Annotated in this window: 21 protein-coding genes and 2 pseudogenes; 13 read left to right on the top strand and 10 right to left on the bottom strand. The window is 61.4% G+C overall.

Annotation, left to right across the window (positions count from 1 at the left end):
- Window positions 1-18: 18 nt before the first annotated feature.
- From AC1D19_RS04425 to phnN, 10 genes and pseudogenes are all read left to right on the top strand, one after another.
- Window positions 19-774 carry a heme ABC transporter permease gene (locus AC1D19_RS04425; RefSeq protein ID WP_007980756.1) on the top strand — a complete coding sequence of 252 codons (756 nt, stop codon included), beginning with the start codon at window positions 19-21 and terminating at the stop codon, window positions 772-774.
- On the top strand, window positions 771-947 hold the full coding sequence (gene ccmD, locus AC1D19_RS04420) for a heme exporter protein CcmD (protein ID WP_092271396.1): 177 nt from the start codon (window positions 771-773) through the stop codon (window positions 945-947). Before AC1D19_RS04425 ends, ccmD begins: the two co-directional genes overlap by 4 nt.
- Window positions 944-1,399 carry a cytochrome c maturation protein CcmE gene (gene ccmE, locus AC1D19_RS04415; protein WP_477752437.1) on the top strand — a complete coding sequence of 152 codons (456 nt, stop codon included), beginning with the start codon at window positions 944-946 and terminating at the stop codon, window positions 1,397-1,399. The genes ccmD and ccmE overlap by 4 nt, the downstream gene beginning before the upstream one ends.
- A 3-nt stretch (window positions 1,400-1,402) precedes the next feature.
- Window positions 1,403-3,391, top strand: a complete 1,989-nt coding sequence (locus AC1D19_RS04410) for a heme lyase CcmF/NrfE family subunit (RefSeq protein WP_477759854.1) — start codon at window positions 1,403-1,405, stop codon at window positions 3,389-3,391.
- Window positions 3,388-3,924, top strand: coding sequence for a DsbE family thiol:disulfide interchange protein (locus AC1D19_RS04405; RefSeq protein WP_477762501.1), 537 nt, complete (start codon window positions 3,388-3,390; stop codon window positions 3,922-3,924). The genes AC1D19_RS04410 and AC1D19_RS04405 overlap by 4 nt, the downstream gene beginning before the upstream one ends.
- Window positions 3,921-4,394, top strand: a complete 474-nt coding sequence (locus AC1D19_RS04400; RefSeq protein ID WP_477762500.1) for a cytochrome c-type biogenesis protein — start codon at window positions 3,921-3,923, stop codon at window positions 4,392-4,394. The genes AC1D19_RS04405 and AC1D19_RS04400 overlap by 4 nt, the downstream gene beginning before the upstream one ends.
- Complete coding sequence (gene ccmI / locus AC1D19_RS04395) at window positions 4,387-5,589, top strand: c-type cytochrome biogenesis protein CcmI (RefSeq protein WP_477762499.1); 1,203 nt, start codon at window positions 4,387-4,389, stop codon at window positions 5,587-5,589. Before AC1D19_RS04400 ends, ccmI begins: the two co-directional genes overlap by 8 nt.
- A gap of 15 nt (window positions 5,590-5,604) precedes the next feature.
- Entirely contained in the window at window positions 5,605-6,012 is a 408-nt protein-coding gene (locus AC1D19_RS04390; RefSeq protein ID WP_477752442.1) for a hypothetical protein, read from the top strand.
- Window positions 6,013-6,932: 920 nt separating this feature from the next.
- Window positions 6,933-7,318: pseudogene (locus tag AC1D19_RS04385) on the top strand (alpha-D-ribose 1-methylphosphonate 5-triphosphate diphosphatase); the annotation flags it as partial.
- 44 nt (window positions 7,319-7,362) lie between these two features.
- On the top strand, window positions 7,363-7,929 hold the full coding sequence (phnN, locus tag AC1D19_RS04380; RefSeq protein WP_477762498.1) for a phosphonate metabolism protein/1,5-bisphosphokinase (PRPP-forming) PhnN: 567 nt from the start codon (window positions 7,363-7,365) through the stop codon (window positions 7,927-7,929).
- Between the two features lie 95 nt (window positions 7,930-8,024).
- On the opposite strand, the pseudogene AC1D19_RS04375 reads toward phnN, so the two are convergent.
- Together AC1D19_RS04375 and AC1D19_RS04370 are read right to left on the bottom strand one after the other, a co-directional pair.
- Window positions 8,025-8,903, bottom strand: a pseudogene (locus AC1D19_RS04375) (LysR family transcriptional regulator).
- A 65-nt stretch (window positions 8,904-8,968) separates the two neighbouring features.
- Window positions 8,969-9,097 carry a hypothetical protein gene (locus AC1D19_RS04370; RefSeq protein ID WP_477762497.1) on the bottom strand — a complete coding sequence of 43 codons (129 nt, stop codon included), beginning with the start codon at window positions 9,095-9,097 and terminating at the stop codon, window positions 8,969-8,971.
- Window positions 9,098-9,199: 102 nt separating this feature from the next.
- Between AC1D19_RS04370 and AC1D19_RS04365 the strand changes: the two genes are divergently transcribed.
- Both AC1D19_RS04365 and AC1D19_RS04360 read left to right on the top strand, forming a co-directional pair.
- Window positions 9,200-9,412: a type II toxin-antitoxin system HicA family toxin gene (locus tag AC1D19_RS04365; protein ID WP_477754880.1), complete on the top strand. Its 213-nt coding sequence runs from the start codon at window positions 9,200-9,202 to the stop codon at window positions 9,410-9,412.
- The gene (locus AC1D19_RS04360) at window positions 9,412-9,816 is read left to right on the top strand and encodes a type II toxin-antitoxin system HicB family antitoxin (protein WP_477762496.1); all 405 of its coding nucleotides are present in this window, start codon (window positions 9,412-9,414) and stop codon (window positions 9,814-9,816) included. Before AC1D19_RS04365 ends, AC1D19_RS04360 begins: the two co-directional genes overlap by 1 nt.
- 99 nt (window positions 9,817-9,915) lie before the next feature.
- On the opposite strand, the gene AC1D19_RS04355 is transcribed toward AC1D19_RS04360, so the two are convergent.
- Entirely contained in the window at window positions 9,916-11,121 is a 1,206-nt protein-coding gene (locus tag AC1D19_RS04355; RefSeq protein ID WP_477762495.1) for an MFS transporter, read from the bottom strand.
- A 228-nt stretch (window positions 11,122-11,349) separates the two neighbouring features.
- Between AC1D19_RS04355 and AC1D19_RS04350 the strand changes: the two genes are divergently transcribed.
- On the top strand, window positions 11,350-11,979 hold the full coding sequence (locus AC1D19_RS04350; RefSeq protein WP_477762494.1) for a hypothetical protein: 630 nt from the start codon (window positions 11,350-11,352) through the stop codon (window positions 11,977-11,979).
- Between the two features lie 121 nt (window positions 11,980-12,100).
- On the opposite strand, the gene AC1D19_RS04345 is transcribed toward AC1D19_RS04350, so the two are convergent.
- From AC1D19_RS04345 to hyi, 7 genes are all read right to left on the bottom strand, one after another.
- On the bottom strand, window positions 12,101-13,099 hold the full coding sequence (locus tag AC1D19_RS04345) for a sulfate ABC transporter substrate-binding protein (protein ID WP_223460723.1): 999 nt from the start codon (window positions 13,097-13,099) through the stop codon (window positions 12,101-12,103).
- 163 nt (window positions 13,100-13,262) lie between these two features.
- Window positions 13,263-14,087, bottom strand: a complete 825-nt coding sequence (locus AC1D19_RS04340) for an ion transporter (RefSeq protein ID WP_477754872.1) — start codon at window positions 14,085-14,087, stop codon at window positions 13,263-13,265.
- 21 nt (window positions 14,088-14,108) lie between these two features.
- Complete coding sequence (locus AC1D19_RS04335) at window positions 14,109-15,023, bottom strand: urea transporter (protein ID WP_477762493.1); 915 nt, start codon at window positions 15,021-15,023, stop codon at window positions 14,109-14,111.
- Window positions 15,024-15,153: 130 nt separating this feature from the next.
- Window positions 15,154-16,569 carry a pyruvate kinase gene (gene pyk / locus AC1D19_RS04330; RefSeq protein WP_150716449.1) on the bottom strand — a complete coding sequence of 472 codons (1,416 nt, stop codon included), beginning with the start codon at window positions 16,567-16,569 and terminating at the stop codon, window positions 15,154-15,156.
- On the bottom strand, window positions 16,559-17,839 hold the full coding sequence (locus tag AC1D19_RS04325) for a glycerate kinase type-2 family protein (protein ID WP_477762492.1): 1,281 nt from the start codon (window positions 17,837-17,839) through the stop codon (window positions 16,559-16,561). Before AC1D19_RS04325 ends, pyk begins: the two co-directional genes overlap by 11 nt.
- A 179-nt stretch (window positions 17,840-18,018) precedes the next feature.
- On the bottom strand, window positions 18,019-18,906 hold the full coding sequence (locus AC1D19_RS04320; protein ID WP_477762491.1) for a 2-hydroxy-3-oxopropionate reductase: 888 nt from the start codon (window positions 18,904-18,906) through the stop codon (window positions 18,019-18,021).
- 128 nt (window positions 18,907-19,034) lie between these two features.
- A complete protein-coding gene (gene hyi, locus AC1D19_RS04315; RefSeq protein WP_477762490.1) occupies window positions 19,035-19,817 on the bottom strand; it encodes a hydroxypyruvate isomerase in 783 nt (260 codons plus the stop codon).
- Window positions 19,818-19,948 lie beyond the last annotated feature (131 nt).

Below are 19,948 nucleotides of genomic sequence, written 5' to 3'. Positions count from 1 at the left end.
AACCGTGATGGAAACAGTATGAACTGGACGTGGTTTCACAAGCTCGGCTCGCCCAAATGGTTTTACGGCATCAGCGGCAAAATGTTGCCCTGGCTGAGCGTCGCGGCGTTGCTGCTGATCAGTGTTGGCGTGGTCTGGGGCCTGGCCTTCGCGCCGCCGGACTATCAGCAGGGCAACAGCTTTCGCATCATCTATATCCACGTCCCGGCCGCCATGCTGGCGCAGTCCATCTACGTGATGCTGGCCGTGTGCGGTATCGTCGGCCTCGTGTGGAAGATGAAACTGGCCGACGTCGCCTTGCAATGCGCGGCGCCTATCGGCGCGTGGATGACCGCGGTGGCGCTGGTCACCGGGGCGATCTGGGGCAAACCGACCTGGGGCTCGTGGTGGGTCTGGGATGCACGCCTTACGTCTATGCTTATCCTGCTGTTCCTGTACTTCGGTCTCATTGCGCTGGGCAACGCCATCAGCAATCGTGACAGCGCGGCCAAGGCCTGCGCGGTGCTGGCGATTGTCGGTGTGATCAACATCCCGATCATCAAATACTCGGTGGAGTGGTGGAACACCCTGCACCAGGGCGCGACCTTCACCCTCACCGAAAAACCGGCGATGCCTGCCGAGATGTGGCTGCCATTGCTGCTGACGGCGCTGGGTTTCTACTGTTTCTTCGGCGCGGTCCTGTTGCTGCGCATGCGCCTTGAAGTGCTCAAGCGCGAAGCCCGGGCCAGTTGGGTCAAAGCCGAAGTGGAAAACAGCCTGGAGGTCGCTCGATGAGTTTTGCTTCATTCGGCGACTTCATCGCCATGGGTCATCATGGCCTGTATGTCTGGTCAGCCTATGGCATCTGCCTGGCGGTGTTGGTCCTCAACGTGGCGGCGCCGATCCTGGCCCGCAAGCGGTATCTGCAACAAGAGGCGCGTCGTTTGCGCCGGGAGAACGGCAAGTGAATCCGCTGCGCAAAAAGCGTCTTATCATCATTTTCGCGATCCTGGTCGGGGTCGGCGCTGCCGTCGGCCTGGCCCTGAGCGCCCTGCAGCAGAACATCAATCTGTTCTACACACCGACCCAGATCGCCAACGGTGAAGCCCCACAAGACACGCGCATTCGTGCCGGCGGCATGGTCGAGAAGGGCTCGCTGGAGCGTTCCAGTGATTCCCTGGACGTGAAGTTCGTCGTCACCGACTTCAACAAATCCGTGACCATCACTTATCGCGGCATCCTGCCGGACCTGTTCCGCGAAGGGCAGGGCATCGTCGCTCTGGGCAAGCTCAATGCCGATGGCGTGGTGGTGGCCGATGAAGTGCTGGCCAAGCACGATGAGAAGTACATGCCGCCGGAAGTGACCAAGGCGTTGAAAGACAGCGGTCAATCGGCTCCAACGCCCGCGAAGGAGGGTTGATCCATGACATCCGGCATCTTTATTCCCGAGCTTGGCCACCTGGCGATGATCCTGGCCCTGTGCTTCGCCCTGGCTCAGGCCGTGGTGCCGCTGTTCGGTGCCTGGCGCGGTGACCGCCTGTGGATGAGCCTGGCCCAGCCGGCCGCCTGGGGGCAATTCACCTTTCTGCTGTTCGCCTTCGGTTGCCTGACCTACGCCTTCATGGTCGATGACTTCTCCGTGGCCTACGTGGCCAACAACTCCAACAGCGCGTTGCCGTGGTACTACAAGTTCAGCGCCGTGTGGGGTGCCCACGAAGGTTCCTTGTTGTTGTGGGCCTTGATTCTCGGCGGCTGGACCTTCGCGGTGTCGGTATTCTCCCGGCAGTTGCCACAGGTCATGCTGGCCCGCGTGCTGGCGGTGATGGGCATGATCAGCACCGGTTTCCTGCTGTTCCTTATCATGACCTCCAACCCGTTCAAGCGCATCCTGCCGCAAGTGCCCAGCGACGGTGCCGACCTCAACCCCTTGCTGCAAGACATCGGCCTGATCGTTCACCCGCCGATGCTGTACATGGGCTACGTCGGTTTCTCGGTGGCCTTCGCCTTCGCCATCGCCGCGCTGATGGGCGGTCGCCTGGATGCCGCGTGGGCGCGTTGGTCGCGTCCGTGGACCATTGTTGCCTGGGCGTTCCTCGGCATCGGCATCACCCTCGGTTCTTGGTGGGCGTACTACGAGCTCGGCTGGGGCGGCTGGTGGTTCTGGGACCCGGTGGAAAACGCCTCGTTCATGCCATGGCTGGTGGGCACTGCACTGATTCACTCGTTGGCGGTCACGGAAAAGCGTGGCGTGTTCAAGAGCTGGACCGTGTTGTTGGCCATCGCCGCATTCTCCTTGAGTCTGCTCGGTACTTTCCTCGTGCGTTCCGGCGTGCTGACCTCGGTGCACGCCTTTGCCTCCGATCCGGAGCGCGGGGTGTTCATCCTGATTTTCCTGCTGTTCGTGGTCGGTGGTTCGTTGACGCTGTTCGCCCTGCGCGCGCCGGTGGTCAAGAGCCAGGTCGGCTTCAACCTCTGGTCCCGGGAAACCTTGCTGCTGGGCAACAACCTGGTGCTGGTGGTCGCGGCCTCGATGATCCTGCTCGGTACCTTGTACCCGCTGATTCTGGACGCCATGACCGGCGCCAAGCTGTCCGTCGGCCCGCCGTACTTCAACGCGCTGTTCATTCCGTTGATGGCGTTGCTGATGATGGTGATGGCGGTCGGCGTGATCGTGCGCTGGAAAGACACCCCGGTGAAATGGCTGGTGAGCATGCTCACCCCGGTCTTGCTCGGCAGCGCCGCGCTGGCAGTAGTGGCCGGCGTCGCCTACGGCGATTTCAACTGGGCGGTGCTCGCAACCTTCATGCTCGCTGCCTGGGTGCTGTTGGCCGGTGTGCGAGACATCTTCGACAAGACCCGCCACAAAGGCCTGATCAAGGGCCTGCCGACCCTGACCCGCAGTTACTGGGGCATGCAGGTTGCGCACCTGGGCATCGCCGTGTGTGCGCTGGGTGTCGTGCTGTCGAGCCAGAACAGTGCCGAGCGTGACCTGCGTCTGGCGCCGGGCGAGTCCATGGACCTGGCCGGTTATCACTTCATCTTCGAAGGTGCCAAGCACTTCGAAGGCCCGAACTTCACGTCCGACAAGGGCACCGTCCGGGTGATCCGCAACGGCAAGGAAGTCAGCGTGCTGCACCCGGAAAAACGCCTGTACACCGTGCAGAACTCGGTGATGACCGAAGCGGGCATCGACGCCGGATTCACCCGCGACCTCTACGTCGCCCTCGGTGAACCCTTGGGTAACGGCGCCTGGGCTGTGCGCGTGCACGTCAAACCGTTTGTGCGCTGGATCTGGTTCGGTGGTTTGCTGACAGGTTTCGGTGGATTGCTGGCGGCGCTGGATCGGCGTTATCGGGTCAAGGTCAAAAGCCGCGTGCGCGAAGCACTGGGCATGTCGGGAGCCACTGCATGAAGCGTTGGTTGATGTTGTTGCCACTGGCGATTTTTCTGGTGGTTGCTGTATTCCTTTACCGTGGGTTGTACCTGGATCCGGCCGAGCTGCCTTCGGCCATGATCAACAAGCCGTTCCCGGAGTTTTCCCTGCCGACGGTGCAGGGCGACAAGGCCCTGACCAAGGCTGACATTCTGGGCAAACCGGCGCTGGTCAACGTCTGGGGCACCTGGTGCATTTCCTGCCGGGTCGAGCACCCGGTGTTGAACAAGCTGGCCCAGCAGGGCGTGGTCATCTACGGCATCAACTACAAGGACACCAACGCCGATGCCTTGAAGTGGCTGACGGACTTCCACAATCCGTATGTACTGGACATTCGTGACGACGAAGGCTCGCTGGGCCTGAACCTCGGCGTGTACGGCGCGCCGGAAACCTTCTTCATCGACGCCAGGGGCATCATCCGTGACAAGTTCGTCGGCGTGATCGACGAACAGGTCTGGCGCGAAAAACTGGCGGCCAAGTACCAGGCCTTGGTCGACGAGGCCAAGCCATGAAGCGCTGGATTGCTGCCGTTGTCCTGGGCTTGAGCCTGGCGGGCGTGGCCCACGCGGCCATCGACACTTACGAGTTCGCCAAGGAAGGTGACCGCGAACGTTTCCGCGAGCTGACCAAGGAGCTGCGTTGCCCCAAGTGCCAGAATCAGGACATCGCCGATTCCAACGCACCGATTGCCGCCGACCTGCGCAAAGAGATTTTCCGCATGCTGGGCGAGGGCAAGGACAACCAGCAGATCATCGACTTCATGGTCGATCGCTACGGTGATTTCGTCCGCTACAAACCGGCCCTGAATGCCAAGACCGCTTTGCTCTGGTTCGGCCCCGCCGGTCTGTTGCTGGGCGGTGTCGTGATCATCGCGGTGATCGTCCGCCGTCGTCGCGTGCAACGCGCCGGCACCTCGGGCTCGCTGTCTGCCGAGGAGCGCTCGCGCCTCGACCACCTGTTGGATAAAACCAAGAATGATTGATTTCTGGCTCGCTGCAGGTCTGCTGCTTCTGGTGGCCCTGAGTTTTCTGTTGATCCCGGTGCTGCGCAGCCGTCGCGCCCAGCGCGAAGAGGATCGTACCGCCCTGAACGTCGCGCTTTTTCAGGAACGCGTGGCTGAGTTGCAGACTCAGCAGGAAGAGGGCGTGCTCGATGCGGCGCAAATGGACGCCGGTCGCGCGGAAGCTGCCCGTGAGTTGCTGGCGGACACCGAAGGCGCTGAAGCGCCGCAGGTCTCGCGCCTAGGCAAACCCTTGCCATTGCTGGCGGCCGTTCTGGTGCCGGTGCTGGGCCTGGGGCTGTACATGCATTACGGCGCCAGCGACAAGGTTGAGCTGACCCGCGAGTTCGCCCAGGCGCCGCAGACGATGGAAGAGATGACCAAACGCCTGGAGCGCGCGGTTGCCGCACAACCGGATTCCGCCGAAGGCATGTACTTCCTCGGTCGCACCTACATGGCTCAGGATCGCCCGGCGGACGCGGCGAAGATGTTCGAACGCACGGTGAACCTGGCCGGTCGTCAGCCCGAGCTGCTCGGCCAATGGGCCCAGGCCCAGTACTTCGCCGATGACAAGAAGTGGTCGGACAAGGTCCAGGCCCTGACCGACGAAGCGCTCAAGACCGATCCGAAAGAAGTCACCAGCCTTGGCCTGCTCGGTATTGCCGCGTTTGAAAGCGAGCGTTATCAGGACGCCATCGATTACTGGAATCGCCTGTTGGCGCAATTGCCGCCGCAAGACAAGTCCCGCGAGGCGCTGCAAGGCGGGATTGCCCGGGCCACGGAGAAACTGGTGGCCAGTGGCGGCAAGGTTGCGCAGGCACCGGCGGCCAAGGCCTCGGCGTTGCTCAAGGTCAGCGTCGATCTGGCAGCGGACCTCAAGACCAAGGTCCAGCCTGGCGACAGCGTGTTCATCTTCGCCCGTGCGATCTCCGGTCCTCCGGCCCCGCTGGCGGTCAAGCGCATGACGGTGGCCGACCTGCCGGTGACCGTCGAACTGGGTGATGCCGACGCGATGATGCCGCAATTGAAACTGTCGAACTTCCCTGAAGTCCAACTGGTTGCGCGCATTTCCCGCGCCGGCAAACCGACCGCCGGCGAATGGATCGGTCGCAGCCAGCCCCTGGCCAGCAGCACCACCGCGCCGCAAACACTGACCATCGACAGCCCGGACAAATAACAGGAAAACGCAATCATGACCGCATTCGCTCGTATCACCCTGCTCAGCGTCGTTATGGGGTTAAGCGCTTGTGCGGTCCAGCAACCACCGGAACAACAGGCACCACCACCGTTCCCGCCGTCGCAGCCCAGCCCTACGCCATCGACTTCGCCTGTACCGAGCAAGCCGAGCATCCCGGCCAAACCCTCCAAGCCGTTGCCACGCACTTCTGCGAGCTTCGCGCCACCACCTGGGGGCAACAGCCATTGGGATCCGAAGCTTGGGGTCTATGTGCTCGATGATCAGCCCAATACCTTTTATCGCCAGCGTACCTATTACCGTTGGGATAACGGCTGGAGCCGGTCGATCAGTCCGAAGGGGCCGTGGGAGGAGACGGATATTCACGGTGTACCGGGTGGCCTGGGGCGGCAATTCGGGCAGTAACGCACTAAGGCGACTTTCGGGTCGCCTTTTTTGTGCCTGCTGAATAATCCGGTTCAACCCCCAATCCCTGTAGGAGCTGGCTTGCCAGCGAAGGCGGCCTGACAGCCGGCCTGTCTTTTGTTGATTGTGTACATATCCGTTTCTGCGGTAACGGCGGCTTATGGTTTCGCCCTTACGGCGAGTCCCTTTTGGCAAACGCCGGAGTGCCGGCCCAGCCCAAAGGAACCAAAAGGTCTCGCCCCGAACGTCCGGCCCCTCGCTAAGGCTCGGGGTTCCTTCGCTCCGGTATTCATCCGGGGGCATTGCCCTCCGGTCGGCTTCGCTTCGACCTACATGCAATGAGTTCGACTGCGTCGAACGGCGCTGCGCGCCAATCCCCGGATGAACACCTCCACTCAGCCTCCCGAGGGGGCGGGTGGATCAAGATCAAGAGCTGCAGGCGAGCTAACGCTCGGCCTGTTGAGTGGTGAGGAGCGTGGGTGTACGCCGGTCTGCCTTTGCTCTTCTGTAGGCGCGACGGTGCGGCGATCCGACTTGCTCGCGATGACGGCCTGCCAGCCGACCTGGTTTCGCGGATGTATCAATCCGTAGGAGCTGCCGAAGGCTGCGATCTTTTGATCTTGTTTGTAAAAAATAAGGCCAAAAGATCGCAGCCTCGTTGCACTCGACAGCTCCTACAGGGAAACACGCACGCATCAGAACCAGGCCGGCCGGTAAGGCCGCCTCGGGCGCTGTTGCGGTGTACGCCCCCTCGTGAGGCCGAATGTCAGGGGCAAGAGCCCTTGGTTACTTGGGGCTTTTCCAAGTGACCCGCCGTAAGGGCGGAACCAATAGTGGCCATTACCGCTAAAACGGATATGTACACAATCAAAACAGATGCGCCCAACACATAGTCATCGCGGGCAAGCCACCTTCCCACAGCCTCCGACGCCGAACTGACCCGAGCCGAACACCGCCTGCACCTGCGCCGCGAGCTGTGCCACCCGGACATTTTCAGCGTGTTCCGCGATCGGGTGGAGAACCCGCTGGTGCAGTTGGTGTCGGTGATGGACCACTCGCCGGGACAGCGCCAGTTAGTACTGGAATCCAAGTACCGTGAGTGCTACATCAGCAAGTACCACCTGACCACGACTCAGATGGACGAACTCATCACGCTGCGGCATGACCATCGCCGAGTTCCCGACGACCGTCGAGGCGTGGTTACCGGGAGCGCGGCATGAATGTATTGATGGGCACACCGAACATCGTGCGCGGCGAGTCGCACTCGGGTAACGTGGCCGCCGCAGATCTGACCGCAGAGGGTCTGCCGGTGGTCCAGCAAGTATGGCGACAAGCAACGAGGGTGTTTTGATGTCAGGCAGGTTGATCTATCTCATCGGGCCTTCAGGTTCGGGCAAGGACAGCCTGCTGGATGCTGCACGAACACGGTTGGCCGATCGCGGCTGCCGCATTGTGCGGCGGGTCATCACTCGCTCGGCCGAAGCCGTGGGCGAAGCGGCGCTGGGTGTCAGTGCGCAGCAGTTCGCCGATATGGAGGCCCAGGGCGCATTTGCCTTGAGCTGGCACGCCAATGGGTTGTCCTATGGCATCCCGCGGGAAATCGACGATTGGCTGGCCGCCGGGCAGGACGTGCTGGTCAATGGCTCGCGGGGGCATTTGCAGAACACGCGTTCGCGCTATCCGAACGTGTTAGTGCTGTTGTTGACTGTGGATCAAGCAGTACTGCGCCATCGCTTGCTGGAGCGTGGGCGAGAATCGCTGGTCGAAATCGATCAGCGCCTGGCACGCAATGCCCGATTCAGCGAGCAACTGCTGGCGCAAGACCCGACCGTGCACCTGCTTGACAACTCCGGACAACTTGAGCAAACGGTCGAACGTTTGCTGGCCTGCTTTGACGAGCAACCTCCATGTGTCTGACATTGCCGGGAACGAACGACGAGGAATTACCTTCATAGGCGGTCAATGCAGGAGTTGGCACAGCCTGCGATCCTTGATCTTGATTGAGCTGCCTGTCAGGCCAACAACCCCTGCATATACTCCACAAACGCCCGAGCCTTGGCGCTGGCCATTCTCCCCGTGGGGAACACCGCCCACAGATCCAGGTTCGGCAATGCCCAGTCCTTCATCACTTCCCGGACCGAGCCGTCGGCCAGTTCCGGCGCGAACATCCATTGCGAGGCCATGGTCAGGCCTTGATGAGCCAGCACGGCTTCACGCAGGCCTTCAGCGGCATTGACGCGGATCCGGCCGCTGATGATCACAGATTGCTCTTCGCCGGCCTTGTTGAATTGCCAATTGGCGCCGCTGCCAAGGCTGTAGACGATTGCCTGATGCTTGCACAGGTCGGCGGGGCTGGTGGGTTCGCCGTGTTTTTCGAAGTAGGCGGGAGTGCCCAGTACCATGCGCCGGCATTCGGCGATCTTGCTGGCGGTCAGGCCAGAGTCGCTCAAGGCGCCCATGCGCAGGGCGATATCGACGCCTTCTTCCACCAGGTTGACGTTGCGATCGTCGAGCATCAGGTCGATGTTCAGCGCCGGGTGTTGCTCCAGGAAGGGGCCCAGGTGCGCAACGATGTGCAGCCGGCCGAAGGTGACCGCCGCGCAGATGCGCAGGTTGCCGGTCAGCCCGCTGGCCGCACCGCGCGCGGCGTTATCGGCCTCGTCGGCTTCTTCGATGGCGCGCTTGGCCCGTTAGAAAAAGGCCTGCCCGGCCTCGGTGGGCGTCAGGCCCCGGGTCGAACGCAGCAATAGCCGCACCGCCAGCCGCGATTCAAGTTGCGCGATGGTTTTCGACACGGCCGGCTGGCCGATCTTCAGGCGCCGGGCGGCAGCGGAAAACGAGCCGGTTTCCACCACGTAGACGAAGGTTTCCATTGCGCCGAGGCGGTCCATCGGAAGTCCTTGTAGAGATCAATTGTGGGAGCGAGCCTGCTCGCCCCCACAATTGATGAATGGTGTCAGTGCGAACCGCGAATTGTATCCAGCATCGCCTCAGGCTCGGGACGCTGAGTGTAATCCGGGTTGACCTCGGCGTAACGGATCACACCATCTCGGCCGGTCACATAACGCCCCGGCATGGACAGCATCACACTCTGTAAAACAACCGAGCGTCGTACTGCGAGATTTTGTGCTTGAGTAAAGATAACTCTAGGGTTACCTTTTGTTGGGCCGGAGCAAGGAGGCTGGTGGTGCAGAGCAGGCTATTGATCAAGGAATTGATGGAGGCAGGTTGGACTTTGGACAGGGTCACTGGCAGTCATCACATCTTCACTCACCGATACAACCCATACACGATCCCCGTCCCCCATCCGAAAAAGGATTTGCCGATCGGGACGGTCAAGAGCATCAGGAGGCGCGCCGGGCTGTACTGCCCGCCAGCCAGTTACGCAGGAGATCCATAATGCAATATCCAATCTGTATCGAATGGGGCGATGAGCACACCGCCATCGGTATTCAGATCCCCGATATTCCTGGCGCGGTAACCGCCGGGGATACCTTTGAAGATGCCTATAACGCTGCTGTCGAAATTGCCCACGTCATGCTGCAAGAGATCGCGGCAGATGGAGAGACGATTCCAATGCCGACTTCAGCAGCGGTGCATCGTGGTAATCCGGAGTTCGCCGACATGGGCTGGGGAATGCTCGAGCTAGATATTTCGCCGTATATGGGCAAGACCGAGAAGGTCAATGTCACGCTACCCGGCTACGTGATCCAACGCATCGATCGGTATGTGCGTGAGCACAATGTAAAAAGCCGCTCGTCCTTCCTGGCGGATGCGGCGATGGAGAAGCTGGTTCGGCAGTGAGTGGCAGCAATCGCGAGCAAGCTCGCTCCCACAAGGTTAGCGAATAACCTGTAGAAGCGGGCTTGCTCCGGGCGGCGATCCGACGAAGCTTTTAGCGATCTATGCCGTCGCTAACGAAGCCTTCTGCGAAACACTCAAAAACCGCAACAACGCCAGCAACGGAAATGCGCTGCCGACGATCACGATCCACAACCAGCCGCCCTGTTCGTACACCGCGCTGGCCACCGAAGAGCCGAAGGCGCCGCCGATGAAGATACTGGTCATGTACAGCGCATTCAGGCGGCTGCGGCTTTTGCCGTCGAGGGCGTACACCGCACGCTGGCCGAGGACCATGTTCATCTGCACGCAGAAGTCGAGCACCACACCGGTCACAGCCAGGCCGATGACGCTCCAGGCCGGATGGATAAACGCCGGCAGAAAACTCAGGCTGGCGAACAGCAGGGCGAGCAACGATGCGATGCGGGTGTGACCGGCATCGGCCAGGCGTCCGGCGATAGGGGCGGCAATGGCGCCGATGGCGCCCACCAGCGCGAAAATCGCGATCTCGCTTTGCGACAAACCATGGTTGCGCGCCAGCTCCAACGGCACTGCGGTCCAGAACAGGCTGAAGGTGGCAAACATGCACCCCTGGTAAAACGCACGCTGGCGCAGCACCGGTTGTTTGCGCAACAGCGTCCACAGCGAGCCCAGCAATTGGCCATAGGAAGCACTGTGATCAGGTTCACGCTTGGGAATGGTCACTGCCAGCACGATGCTGATGGCTGCCATCAAGACGGCGGCAATCACAAACATCGCCCGCCAGCCGAAGTGGTCGGCCACCACGCTGGACACCGGCCGGGCCAGCAGAATACCGAGCAACAAACCGCCCATGATCCCGCCCACCACACGGCCACGGGTTTCTTCCGGCGCCAGGTGCGCGGCCAGCGGAATCAGGATCTGCACCGAAACCGAACTGAACCCCACCAACAGCGAAATCAGCAAAAACACATTCGGCTGATCGGTGAACGCCGCGCCCAGCAGGCTGCCGATTGCCACCAGCGTGGTGATGATCATCAACCGGCGGTTCTCCAGCAAATCCCCCAGTGGTACCAGGAAAAACAGCCCCAGCGCATAGCCGATCTGAGTCAGGGAAACGATCAGGCTGGCCAAGGTGTTGGTCAGGCCGATGTCCGGCGCGATCAGGCCGATGATCGGCTGCGCGTAGTAGATGTTGGCGACAATAGCGCCGCAGCAGAAGGCGAACAGCAGCACCATCCCTGGGGTCATTGTCGCAGTGCCGTGGGGCACCTGGGTCGCTGGGTTCATAACGGGTCTCGCTGTACGGAAAGGAATGCGCGCAGGCTAATGGGCTGACTGAAACGGCGGAAGTGAGATTGGTGTGATAGCAATCATTCCATTGCGGAATGACTGACGGACGTGTGTGTCGAAGTGCCTTGCATCAGAACATCGAGGGTAGATGATACATTCACTTACATCCTGTTCGATAGCGTGCTTATGTTCTCACTCCACGTCCCGTCACCGGAGGGCCTCTCCATGTATGTGAAGTTTCGTCAGCTGATTCGCTGGGTTTCAGTCGTCTCCTTGATCAGTGTATTCAACGCTGGCCTGGCCCAGGCCGAAGACGCACCGGGCACGCGCATCGGTGTGCGCGGCGAGATCACCGGCGTCAGTCCGGACGTTCTGAAAGTCCACGCCAACAGCGGCGACAACGTGGTGATCAATTTGACCAAGGACACCAAGGTCCGCGCCGTGACCTTGGCCAACATCGAAGACATCAAGCCCGGCAGCTACATCGGCTCTGCGGCCATTCCCCAGGAGGATGGCACCCTCAAGGCCCTTGAAGTTCATGTTTTCCCGCCGGAGCTGGCCGGCAGTGGCGACGGTCATCGGCCCTTCGATCTGGTCAAAGGCAGCAGCATGACCAACGGCAGCGTTGGCGACCTGGTGGTGAGCAACGGTCGAGTGCTGACCGTCAATTACAAGGGCGGCCAACAGAAGATTCTGGTGCCGGAGGACGTACCCATCGTCAACCTGGTGCCGGCCGATCGCAGCCTGTTGAAGGTGGGCGTGAAGATCGTGACCTTTGTCACGCAGGGCGCTGATGGCACGCTCACCGCTCAATCCATCTCGGCGGGCAAGGACGGCGTGACGCCGCCGATGTAGCAGGAGGTCGCAGAACCTGTGGGAGCGAGCAAGCTCGCTCCCACAATGGATTTGCAGTGAATTCTGATCCGTACAAAAAAGGCGACCTGCACCAGTCGCCTTTTTCGTTATCGTCCGGTCATCACTGACCGCTGTAGATCTGGTCGAAAACCCCGCCATCATTGAAGTGGGTCTTCTGCACGGTGCGCCAGTCGCCGAAGGTCTTCTCCACCGACAGGAAGTCCACTTTCGGGAAGCGGTCGGTGTACTTGGCCAGCACGGCCGGGTCGCGCGGGCGCAGGTAGTTCGCCGCGGCAATCTCCTGGCCTTCCGGTGACCACAGGTACTTCAGGTATTCCTCGGCCGCCGCACGGGTGCCTTTCTTGTCGACGGTCTTGTCGACCACCGACACCGGTGGCTCGGCTTCGGCGGAAACGCTTGGGTAGATGACTTCGAACTGATCACGGCCGAACTCGCGGGCGATCATTTCCGCTTCGTTCTCGAAGGTCACCAGCACGTCGCCGATCTGGTTGGTCATGAAGGTGGTGGTGGCGGCACGGCCGCCGGTGTCGAGTACTGGCGCTTGCTTGAACAGCTTGCCGACGAAGTCTTTGGCCTTGTTCTCGTCACCGCCGTTTTTCAGCACGTAGCCCCAGGCCGAGAGGTAGGTGTAGCGGCCGTTGCCGGAGGTTTTCGGGTTCGGGACGATGACCTGAACGCCGTCCTTGAGCAGGTCCGGCCAGTCTTTCAGGGCTTTCGGGTTGCCCTTGCGCACGATGAATACGGTGGCCGAAGTGAAGGGCGCGCTGTTGTTGGGCAGGCGCGTGACCCAGTTGTCCGGGACCAGTTTGCCGTTGTCCGCCAGGGCGTTGATGTCGGTGGCCATGTTCATGGTGATGACATCGGCCGGCAGGCCGTCGATCACCGAGCGTGCCTGTTTGCTGGAGCCGCCGAAGGACATTTGCAGGATGATGTTTTCGTTGTGCTCGGCTTGCCAGTGTTTCTGGAACGCAGTGTTGTAGTCCTTGTAGAAATCTCGCATCACGTCGTAGGAAACGTTGAGCAGCGTCGGTGCAGCCTGGGCGATGTTGCCCAGGGCCAGGCCAGCGGCGAGAAGTGAGGCGCCAAAGAGTTTTTTCACTGCGCATTCCCTGTTCTATGTAGGAGCTGCCGGAGGCTGCGATCTTTTGACTTTGATTTTCAAGATCCAAAGATCGCAGCCTACGGGTTATTTATTAGTTATCAATGAGGTGTCGACTATAGCCGGGCTCGTATAGTCCTTTAAAGATTAAAAAGCTCTTTACTTATTCCAGTTTTTTGAACAATGCATTGCCACAACGGGAACAGAACGAGGCTTCCTGTTCGTGGCTGTCTTTCGCACACACCGGGCAGTCGTGCTGTAACTGGCCGCCACGCATGGCCGTGGCCAGTTCGGCGGTGAAGATCCCGGTGGGCACGGCGATGATCGAGTAACCGGTGATCATCACCATCGACGAGATGACCTGGCCCAGTGCGGTCCTGGGCACGATGTCGCCATAACCGACTGTGGTCAGGGTGACGATCGCCCAGTAGATGCCCTTGGGAATGCTGGTGAAGCCACTTTGCGGGCCTTCGACCACGTACATCAGGGTGCCGAACACTATCACCAGCGTGCAGACGCTGAGCAGGAACACGAGGATTTTCTGCTTGCTGCCGCGCAAGGCATCGAGCAGGTAATGGGCTTGCTTGAGGTACGGACCGAGCTTGAGCACGCGGAAGATCCGCAGCATCCGGATCACCCGGATGATCAGCAGGTACTGGGCATCGCTGTAGTACAGCGCGAGGATGCCGGGCACGATGGCCAGCAGGTCCACAAGCCCATAGAAACTGAACGCGTAGTGCAGCGGTTTGGGCGAGCAGTACAGGCGCAGGATGTACTCGCCGAGGAAGATGATCGTGAAGCCCCACTCGATGTACGCAAGCACGCTGGCGTAGTTCTGGTGGACGTCATCGATGCTGTCCAGGATCACCACCACCAGGCTGGCGAGGATGATCAGCAGCAATGTGGAGTCGAAGCGTCGACCGGCAACGGTGTCGGTTTGGAAAATAATCACGTACAGGCGATTACGCCACGTGTCGTTGCTGTTCATGCACATCGCCTTGGCCGCAAATCAGCGCAGCCTAGGTTGATTCTCCCCGGGAGCGCAAGACGCGCTTTCGACCGTGGCTTTGCCGAGCATTTGCACAACGCTGCGAATCAGCCAGCCGGCAAGAATGAACGGCGCGGTCAGCGTGGGCAGGCCGATGGCAGCAAACACCGGCGTCAGCAACAGTGCCAGGCCGATGCCAAGCAGCGGCAGCCACGGTTGGCGACGCTGCGAGCTGAAGGCGAGGGCGGCCAGCACGGCGTTATAGCCACCGAGGCCGAGCAGTGCGGTATAGAAGTCGTGGTTCAGCAGGCTCCAGCCCATGCCCGCGACAGACGCCAACAACGCCCAGCAGAATGCGCGGCGATCAGCGATCAGCAAACCGGCGGCAATCATCGCACCGGCCAGCGGATGACCGAGGAACATCACCTGGCCGAGGCCTTTGAGTGGTGCGGCGAGCATGTTCAGGGTGCTGACTTCGATCAGGTGCGGCTCTGTCGAGGGCGTGGCGAAGCACAGCAGCAACCAGCCCAGCCCGACGAAGGGGGCGGTGTAGGCAGGCAGGCATTGGCTGAACCGGACGCGCTTGAGCCACTGCTGGGTGATCATCGCGCTCAGGCCACCGGCGGCCAGAATCAGTGGCGGCATCATCGCCGACCAGGGGAAATACAGGCTCAGTAACAATCCGAGCAGGACGCCGTTGTAGCTGAACAACCCGGCCTGACGATCAGCCTTGGCATAGTTGCGGCGTTGCGCGGTGAGCAGCCCGGCGACACCACCGAGCAAGGCGCCGCCGAGCAAGGCGGGTGCAGTGAACAAAATGGCCAGGACGCACAGCAGGCCGCACAGCGGGTTGCGCTGGAGAAAGATCTGGCTGAAGCCGTTGAGCAAGGCTTCGGCCCAGTCGGGGCAGTGGGTGTTGAAATGGTTGGCAGGCATGGCAGTTCTGAAAGTCAGTGGGACCGAGTTGCCTGTTTCGCTGGCAAGTCGGATCGCCGCATCGCAGCTCCTACAGAAATACGCTGTCTCTGTAGGAGCCGGCTTGCCGGCGAAGAGGCCGGTATGGGCGCTAGATCAATGTCTCGATACGCAAAGAGTTAGTCGATCCCGGCTGCCCAAACGGCACACCGGCGGTGATCAGTAACGTGTCGCCACGCTGTGCCATGCCCTGGGCCTGCGCGATCTCCAGTGCCGTCGAGCAGACTTCATCGACCTGACGCAGGCGATCGTTGACCACCGAGTGCACACCCCACGCCACGCTCAGGCGACGGGCGGTTTGCAGGTTCGGTGTCAGGTTGAGGATCGGCACCGTCGGCCGCTCCCGCGCCGCGCGCAGGCTCGACGCGCCGGACTCGCTGTAATTGACCAGCACCGCCACCGGCAGCACGTTGCTGATGCGGCGAATGGCGCAGCTGATCGCGTCGGAAACGGTCGCCTCGGCTTTCGGTCGGCTGACGTCGAGTTGAGTCTGATAGTCCGGACCGTTTTCCACCTGGCGGATGATCTTGCTCATCATCTGCACGGCTTCGAGCGGGTATTCGCCGGACGCGGTTTCCGCCGACAGCATCACCGCGTCCGCACCTTCAGCCACCGCGTTGGCCACATCGGTGACTTCGGCGCGGGTTGGCGCCGGTGAGAAGCGCATCGACTCGAGCATCTGCGTCGCCACCACCACCGGTTTGCCGAGCTGGCGGCAGGTGCTGATGATGTTCTTCTGGATCTGCGGCACGCTTTCGGCCGGCACTTCCACGCCCAAGTCACCCCGGGCGACCATGATCGCGTCGCTCAGTTCGGCGATCTCGCGCAGTTGTTCGACGGCCGAGGGCTTCTCGATCTTGGCCATCAGGAACGCCTTGTCGCCGATCAGGGAGCGGGCTTCGCGGATGTCGTCGGGACGTTGCACGAACGACAGCGCCACCCAGTCCACACCCAGTTCCAGGCCGAAGGTCAAGTCGCGGCGATCCTTGGCGGTCAGCGGGCTCAGGTCGAGCACCGCTTGCGGCACGTTCACGCCTTTGCGGTCAGACAGTTCGCCACCATTGAGCACGGTGGTGTCGATGGCGTCGGCGTACTTGGTCACTACCCGCAGGCGCAATTTGCCGTCGTCCAGCAGCAGGTCCATGCCTGGCTCCAGTGCGGCGATGATTTCCGGGTGCGGCAGGTTGACCCGGCGCTCATCACCCGGCGTGGCATCGAGGTCCAGGCGCAAGGCCTGGCCGCGCACCAGTTGCACCTTGCCTTCGGCAAACTTGCCGACCCGCAGTTTCGGGCCTTGCAGGTCCATCAGAATGCCCAATGGATAATTGAGCTGGCGCTCGACTTCACGGATCCACTGAAAACGCTGGGCGTGGTCGGCGTGATCACCATGGCTGAAGTTCAGGCGGAAGATGTTGACCCCGGCCAGCACCAGCTCACGGATGGCGTCGATGCCATCGGTGGCCGGGCCGAGTGTGGCGAGGATTTTGACCTTTTTATCAGGCGTCATGTTTAGTGCTCTCAAGGATCAGAATGGCGCGGAAGTCGTTGACGTTGGTACGGGTCGGCTCGGTGACGATCAGGGCGTCCAGCGCCTCGAAGTAGCCGTAGCCGTTGTTGTTGTCCAACTCGTCACTGGCGCTCAGGCCCTTTGCCGCAGCACGGGCGTAGCTGTCCGGGGTCATGATCGCGCCGGCGTTGTCTTCGGAGCCGTCAATGCCGTCGGTGTCACCGGCCAGCGCGTAGACGCCGGGCAGGCCCTTGAGGCTGTCGGTCAGGCTCAGCAGGAACTCGGCGTTGCGCCCGCCACGGCCATTGCCGCGCACGGTCACGGTGGTTTCACCGCCCGAGAGAATCACGCAGGGCGCCGCCAGCGGCTGACCGTGCAGGACGATCTGCCGCGCGATGCCGGCGTGGACTTTCGCCACCTCGCGGGATTCGCCTTCGAGGTCGCCGAGGATCAGCGGGCTGAACCCGGCCTGACGGCATTTCACCGCCGCCGCTTCAAGGGATTGCTGCGGGCGGGCAATCAACTGGAAATGACTGCGTGCCAGGCTCGGGTCACCGGGTTTGACGGTTTCCGATTCGGGGCTTTGCAGCCAGTTGCGTACCGAGGCCGGAACCTCGATGGCGTAGCGTTTGAGGATCGCCAGGGCTTCGGCCGACGTGCTCGGGTCGGCTACGGTAGGGCCGGAGGCGATGACCGTGGCGAGGTCGCCCGGCACATCGGAAATCGCATAGGTGTAGACCGTGGCCGGCCAGCAGGCTTTGCCCAGGCGGCCACCCTTGATCGCCGAGAGGTGCTTGCGCACGCAGTTCATCTCGCCGATGGTCGCGCCGGACTTGAGCAGGGCTTTGTTGATCGACTGCTTGTCGGCCAGGGTGATGCCTTCGGCGGGCAGTGCCAGCAGGGCAGAGCCACCGCCGGAGAGCAGGAAGATCACGCGGTCGTTTTCGCTCAGGTCGCTGACCAGTTCCAGCACACGCTTGGCCACGGCCAGGCCAGCAGCGTCCGGCACCGGATGCGCGGCTTCGACCACTTCGATTTTTTCGCAAGGTGCGCCGTGACCGTAGCGGGTCACCACCAGGCCAGAGACTTCACCCTGCCAGCAGCGCTCGACCACTTGGGCCATGGCAGCGGCGGCTTTGCCGGCACCGATGACGATCACGCGACCGCTGCGGTCGGCAGGCAAATGGGCTTCGAGGACTTGTTGCGGATGCGCCGCGTCGATGGCTGTGGCAAACAGCTCGCGCAGCAATTGTTGCGGATCGACCGACATGGCGGGCTCCCGGAATTCTTGTTATTGGGGGGAACGCAACCTGCGGCAACTCTGGATCGGTTACCCATTTGGTGGGATGAACCGGATCCTGTAGGAGCTGCCGCAGGCTGCGATCTTGTTGCGGATAACGCGGTGTGCGTGTGGACGAAAGATCAAAAGATCGCAGCCTTCGGCAGCTCCTACTTGCGAATCGAGAAGTTCGCCATGTGTTCCAGGCCCTTGATCAGCGCCGAGTGGTCCCAGTTGCTGCCACCGATGGCCGCGCAGGTGCTGAACACTTGCTGGGTGTTGGCGGTGTTCGGCAGGTTGATGTTCAGCTCCTTGGCGCCTTGCAGGGCCAGGTTCAGGTCCTTCTGGTGCAGGCTGATGCGGAAGCCTGGATCGAAGGTGCCTTTGATCATGCGCTCGCCGTGCACTTCGAGGATCTTCGAGGACGCGAAACCGCCCATCAGCGCTTCACGCACCTTGGCCGGATCGGCACCGTTTTTCGAAGCGAACAGCAGGGCTTCAGCCACGGCCTGGATGTTCAGGGCCACGATGATCTGGTTGGCCACTTTGGCGGTTTGACCGTCGCCGTTGCCACCGACCAGGGTGATGTTCTTGCCCATGGCCTGGAACAGCGGCAGGGCGCGTTCGAAGGCGTCGGCATCGCCGCCGACCATGATGCTCAGGGTCGCCGCCTTGGCGCCGACTTCACCGCCGGACACCGGGGCGTCGAGGTATTGCGCGCCTTTTTCGTTGATCTTCGCGGCGAAAGCCTTGGTGGCGGTCGGCGAGATCGAGCTCATATCGATCACCACTTTGCCTTTGCCAACACCGGCGGCAATGCCATCGGCGCGGAACAGCACGTCATCGACCTGCGGGGTATCCGGCACCATGACGATGATGAACTCGGCTTCCTGGGCGACTTCCTTCGGGTTCGCCAGGGCAACGGCGCCAGCGGCGACCAGGTCGGCAGGGGCGGCGTCGTGGTGTGCCGACAGGAACAGGCTGTGACCGGCTTTCTGCAGGTTCAACGCCATTGGGTGGCCCATGATGCCGGTGCCGATAAATCCGATTTTAGCCATGAGAAAATCCTCTCTTGTATTTATGTGGTCCCTGTAGGAGCTGCCGCAGGCTGCGATCTTTTGACTTTAAAGCTGAAGATCAAAAGATCGCAGCCTGCGGCAGCTCCTACAGTGATGACCGTGTTCTATCAGATTGCGTTGTGGGTCTTGAGCCAACCCAAGCCCGCTTCAGTGGTGGTCAGCGGCTTGTATTCGCAACCGACCCAACCCTGATAACCGATGCGGTCCAGGTGTTCGAACAGGAAGCGGTAGTTGATTTCACCGGTACCTGGTTCGTTGCGTCCCGGGTTGTCCGCGAGCTGCACATGGTTGATCTCGTCCAGGTGCGATTGCAGGGTGCGGGCCAGATCGCCTTCCATGATTTGCATGTGATAGATGTCGTATTGCAGGAACAGGTTGGCGCTGCCGACCTGCTCGCGAATCGACAGGGCTTGCGCCGTGTTGTTCAGGTAGAAGCCTGGAATGTCACGGGTGTTGATCGCTTCCATCACCAGCTTGATACCCGCCGCTTGCAGCTTGTCGGCGGCGTACTTGAGGTTGGCGACGAAGGTTTTTTCCACGGTGGCATCGTCAAAGCCCTGAGGACGAATACCGGCCAGGCAGTTGACCTGGGTGTTGCCCAGCACTTGCGCGTAAGCGATAGCCAGGTCGACACCGGCACGGAACTCTTCAACCCGGTCCGGCAGGCACGCGATACCGCGTTCGCCCTTGGCCCAGTCACCGGCCGGCAGGTTGAACAGCACTTGGGTCAGACCGTTGGCGTCGAGCTTGGCCTTGATTTCGGCGGAGCTGAAGTCGTACGGGAACAGGTATTCGACACCACTGAAGCCGGCCTTGGCGGCCGCTTCGAAACGGGCAAGAAAGTCCTGTTCGGTGAACAGCATGGACAGGTTGGCTGCGAAACGCGGCATGGTGGTCTCCCGTAAATGTGTGAAGGCCCCTTGTAGGAGCGAGCTTGCTCGCGAAAGCGGTGGGTCAGTCAACATCTCTGTTGGATGTGAAGCAGTCTTCGCGAGCAAGCCCGCTCCCACAGGGGGAGCGG

This window comes from Pseudomonas sp. P1_C12, assembly GCF_056406435.1.
Note: the sequence above shows the minus strand (reverse complement) of the source record. Positions and strands in the feature narration are given on the sequence as shown.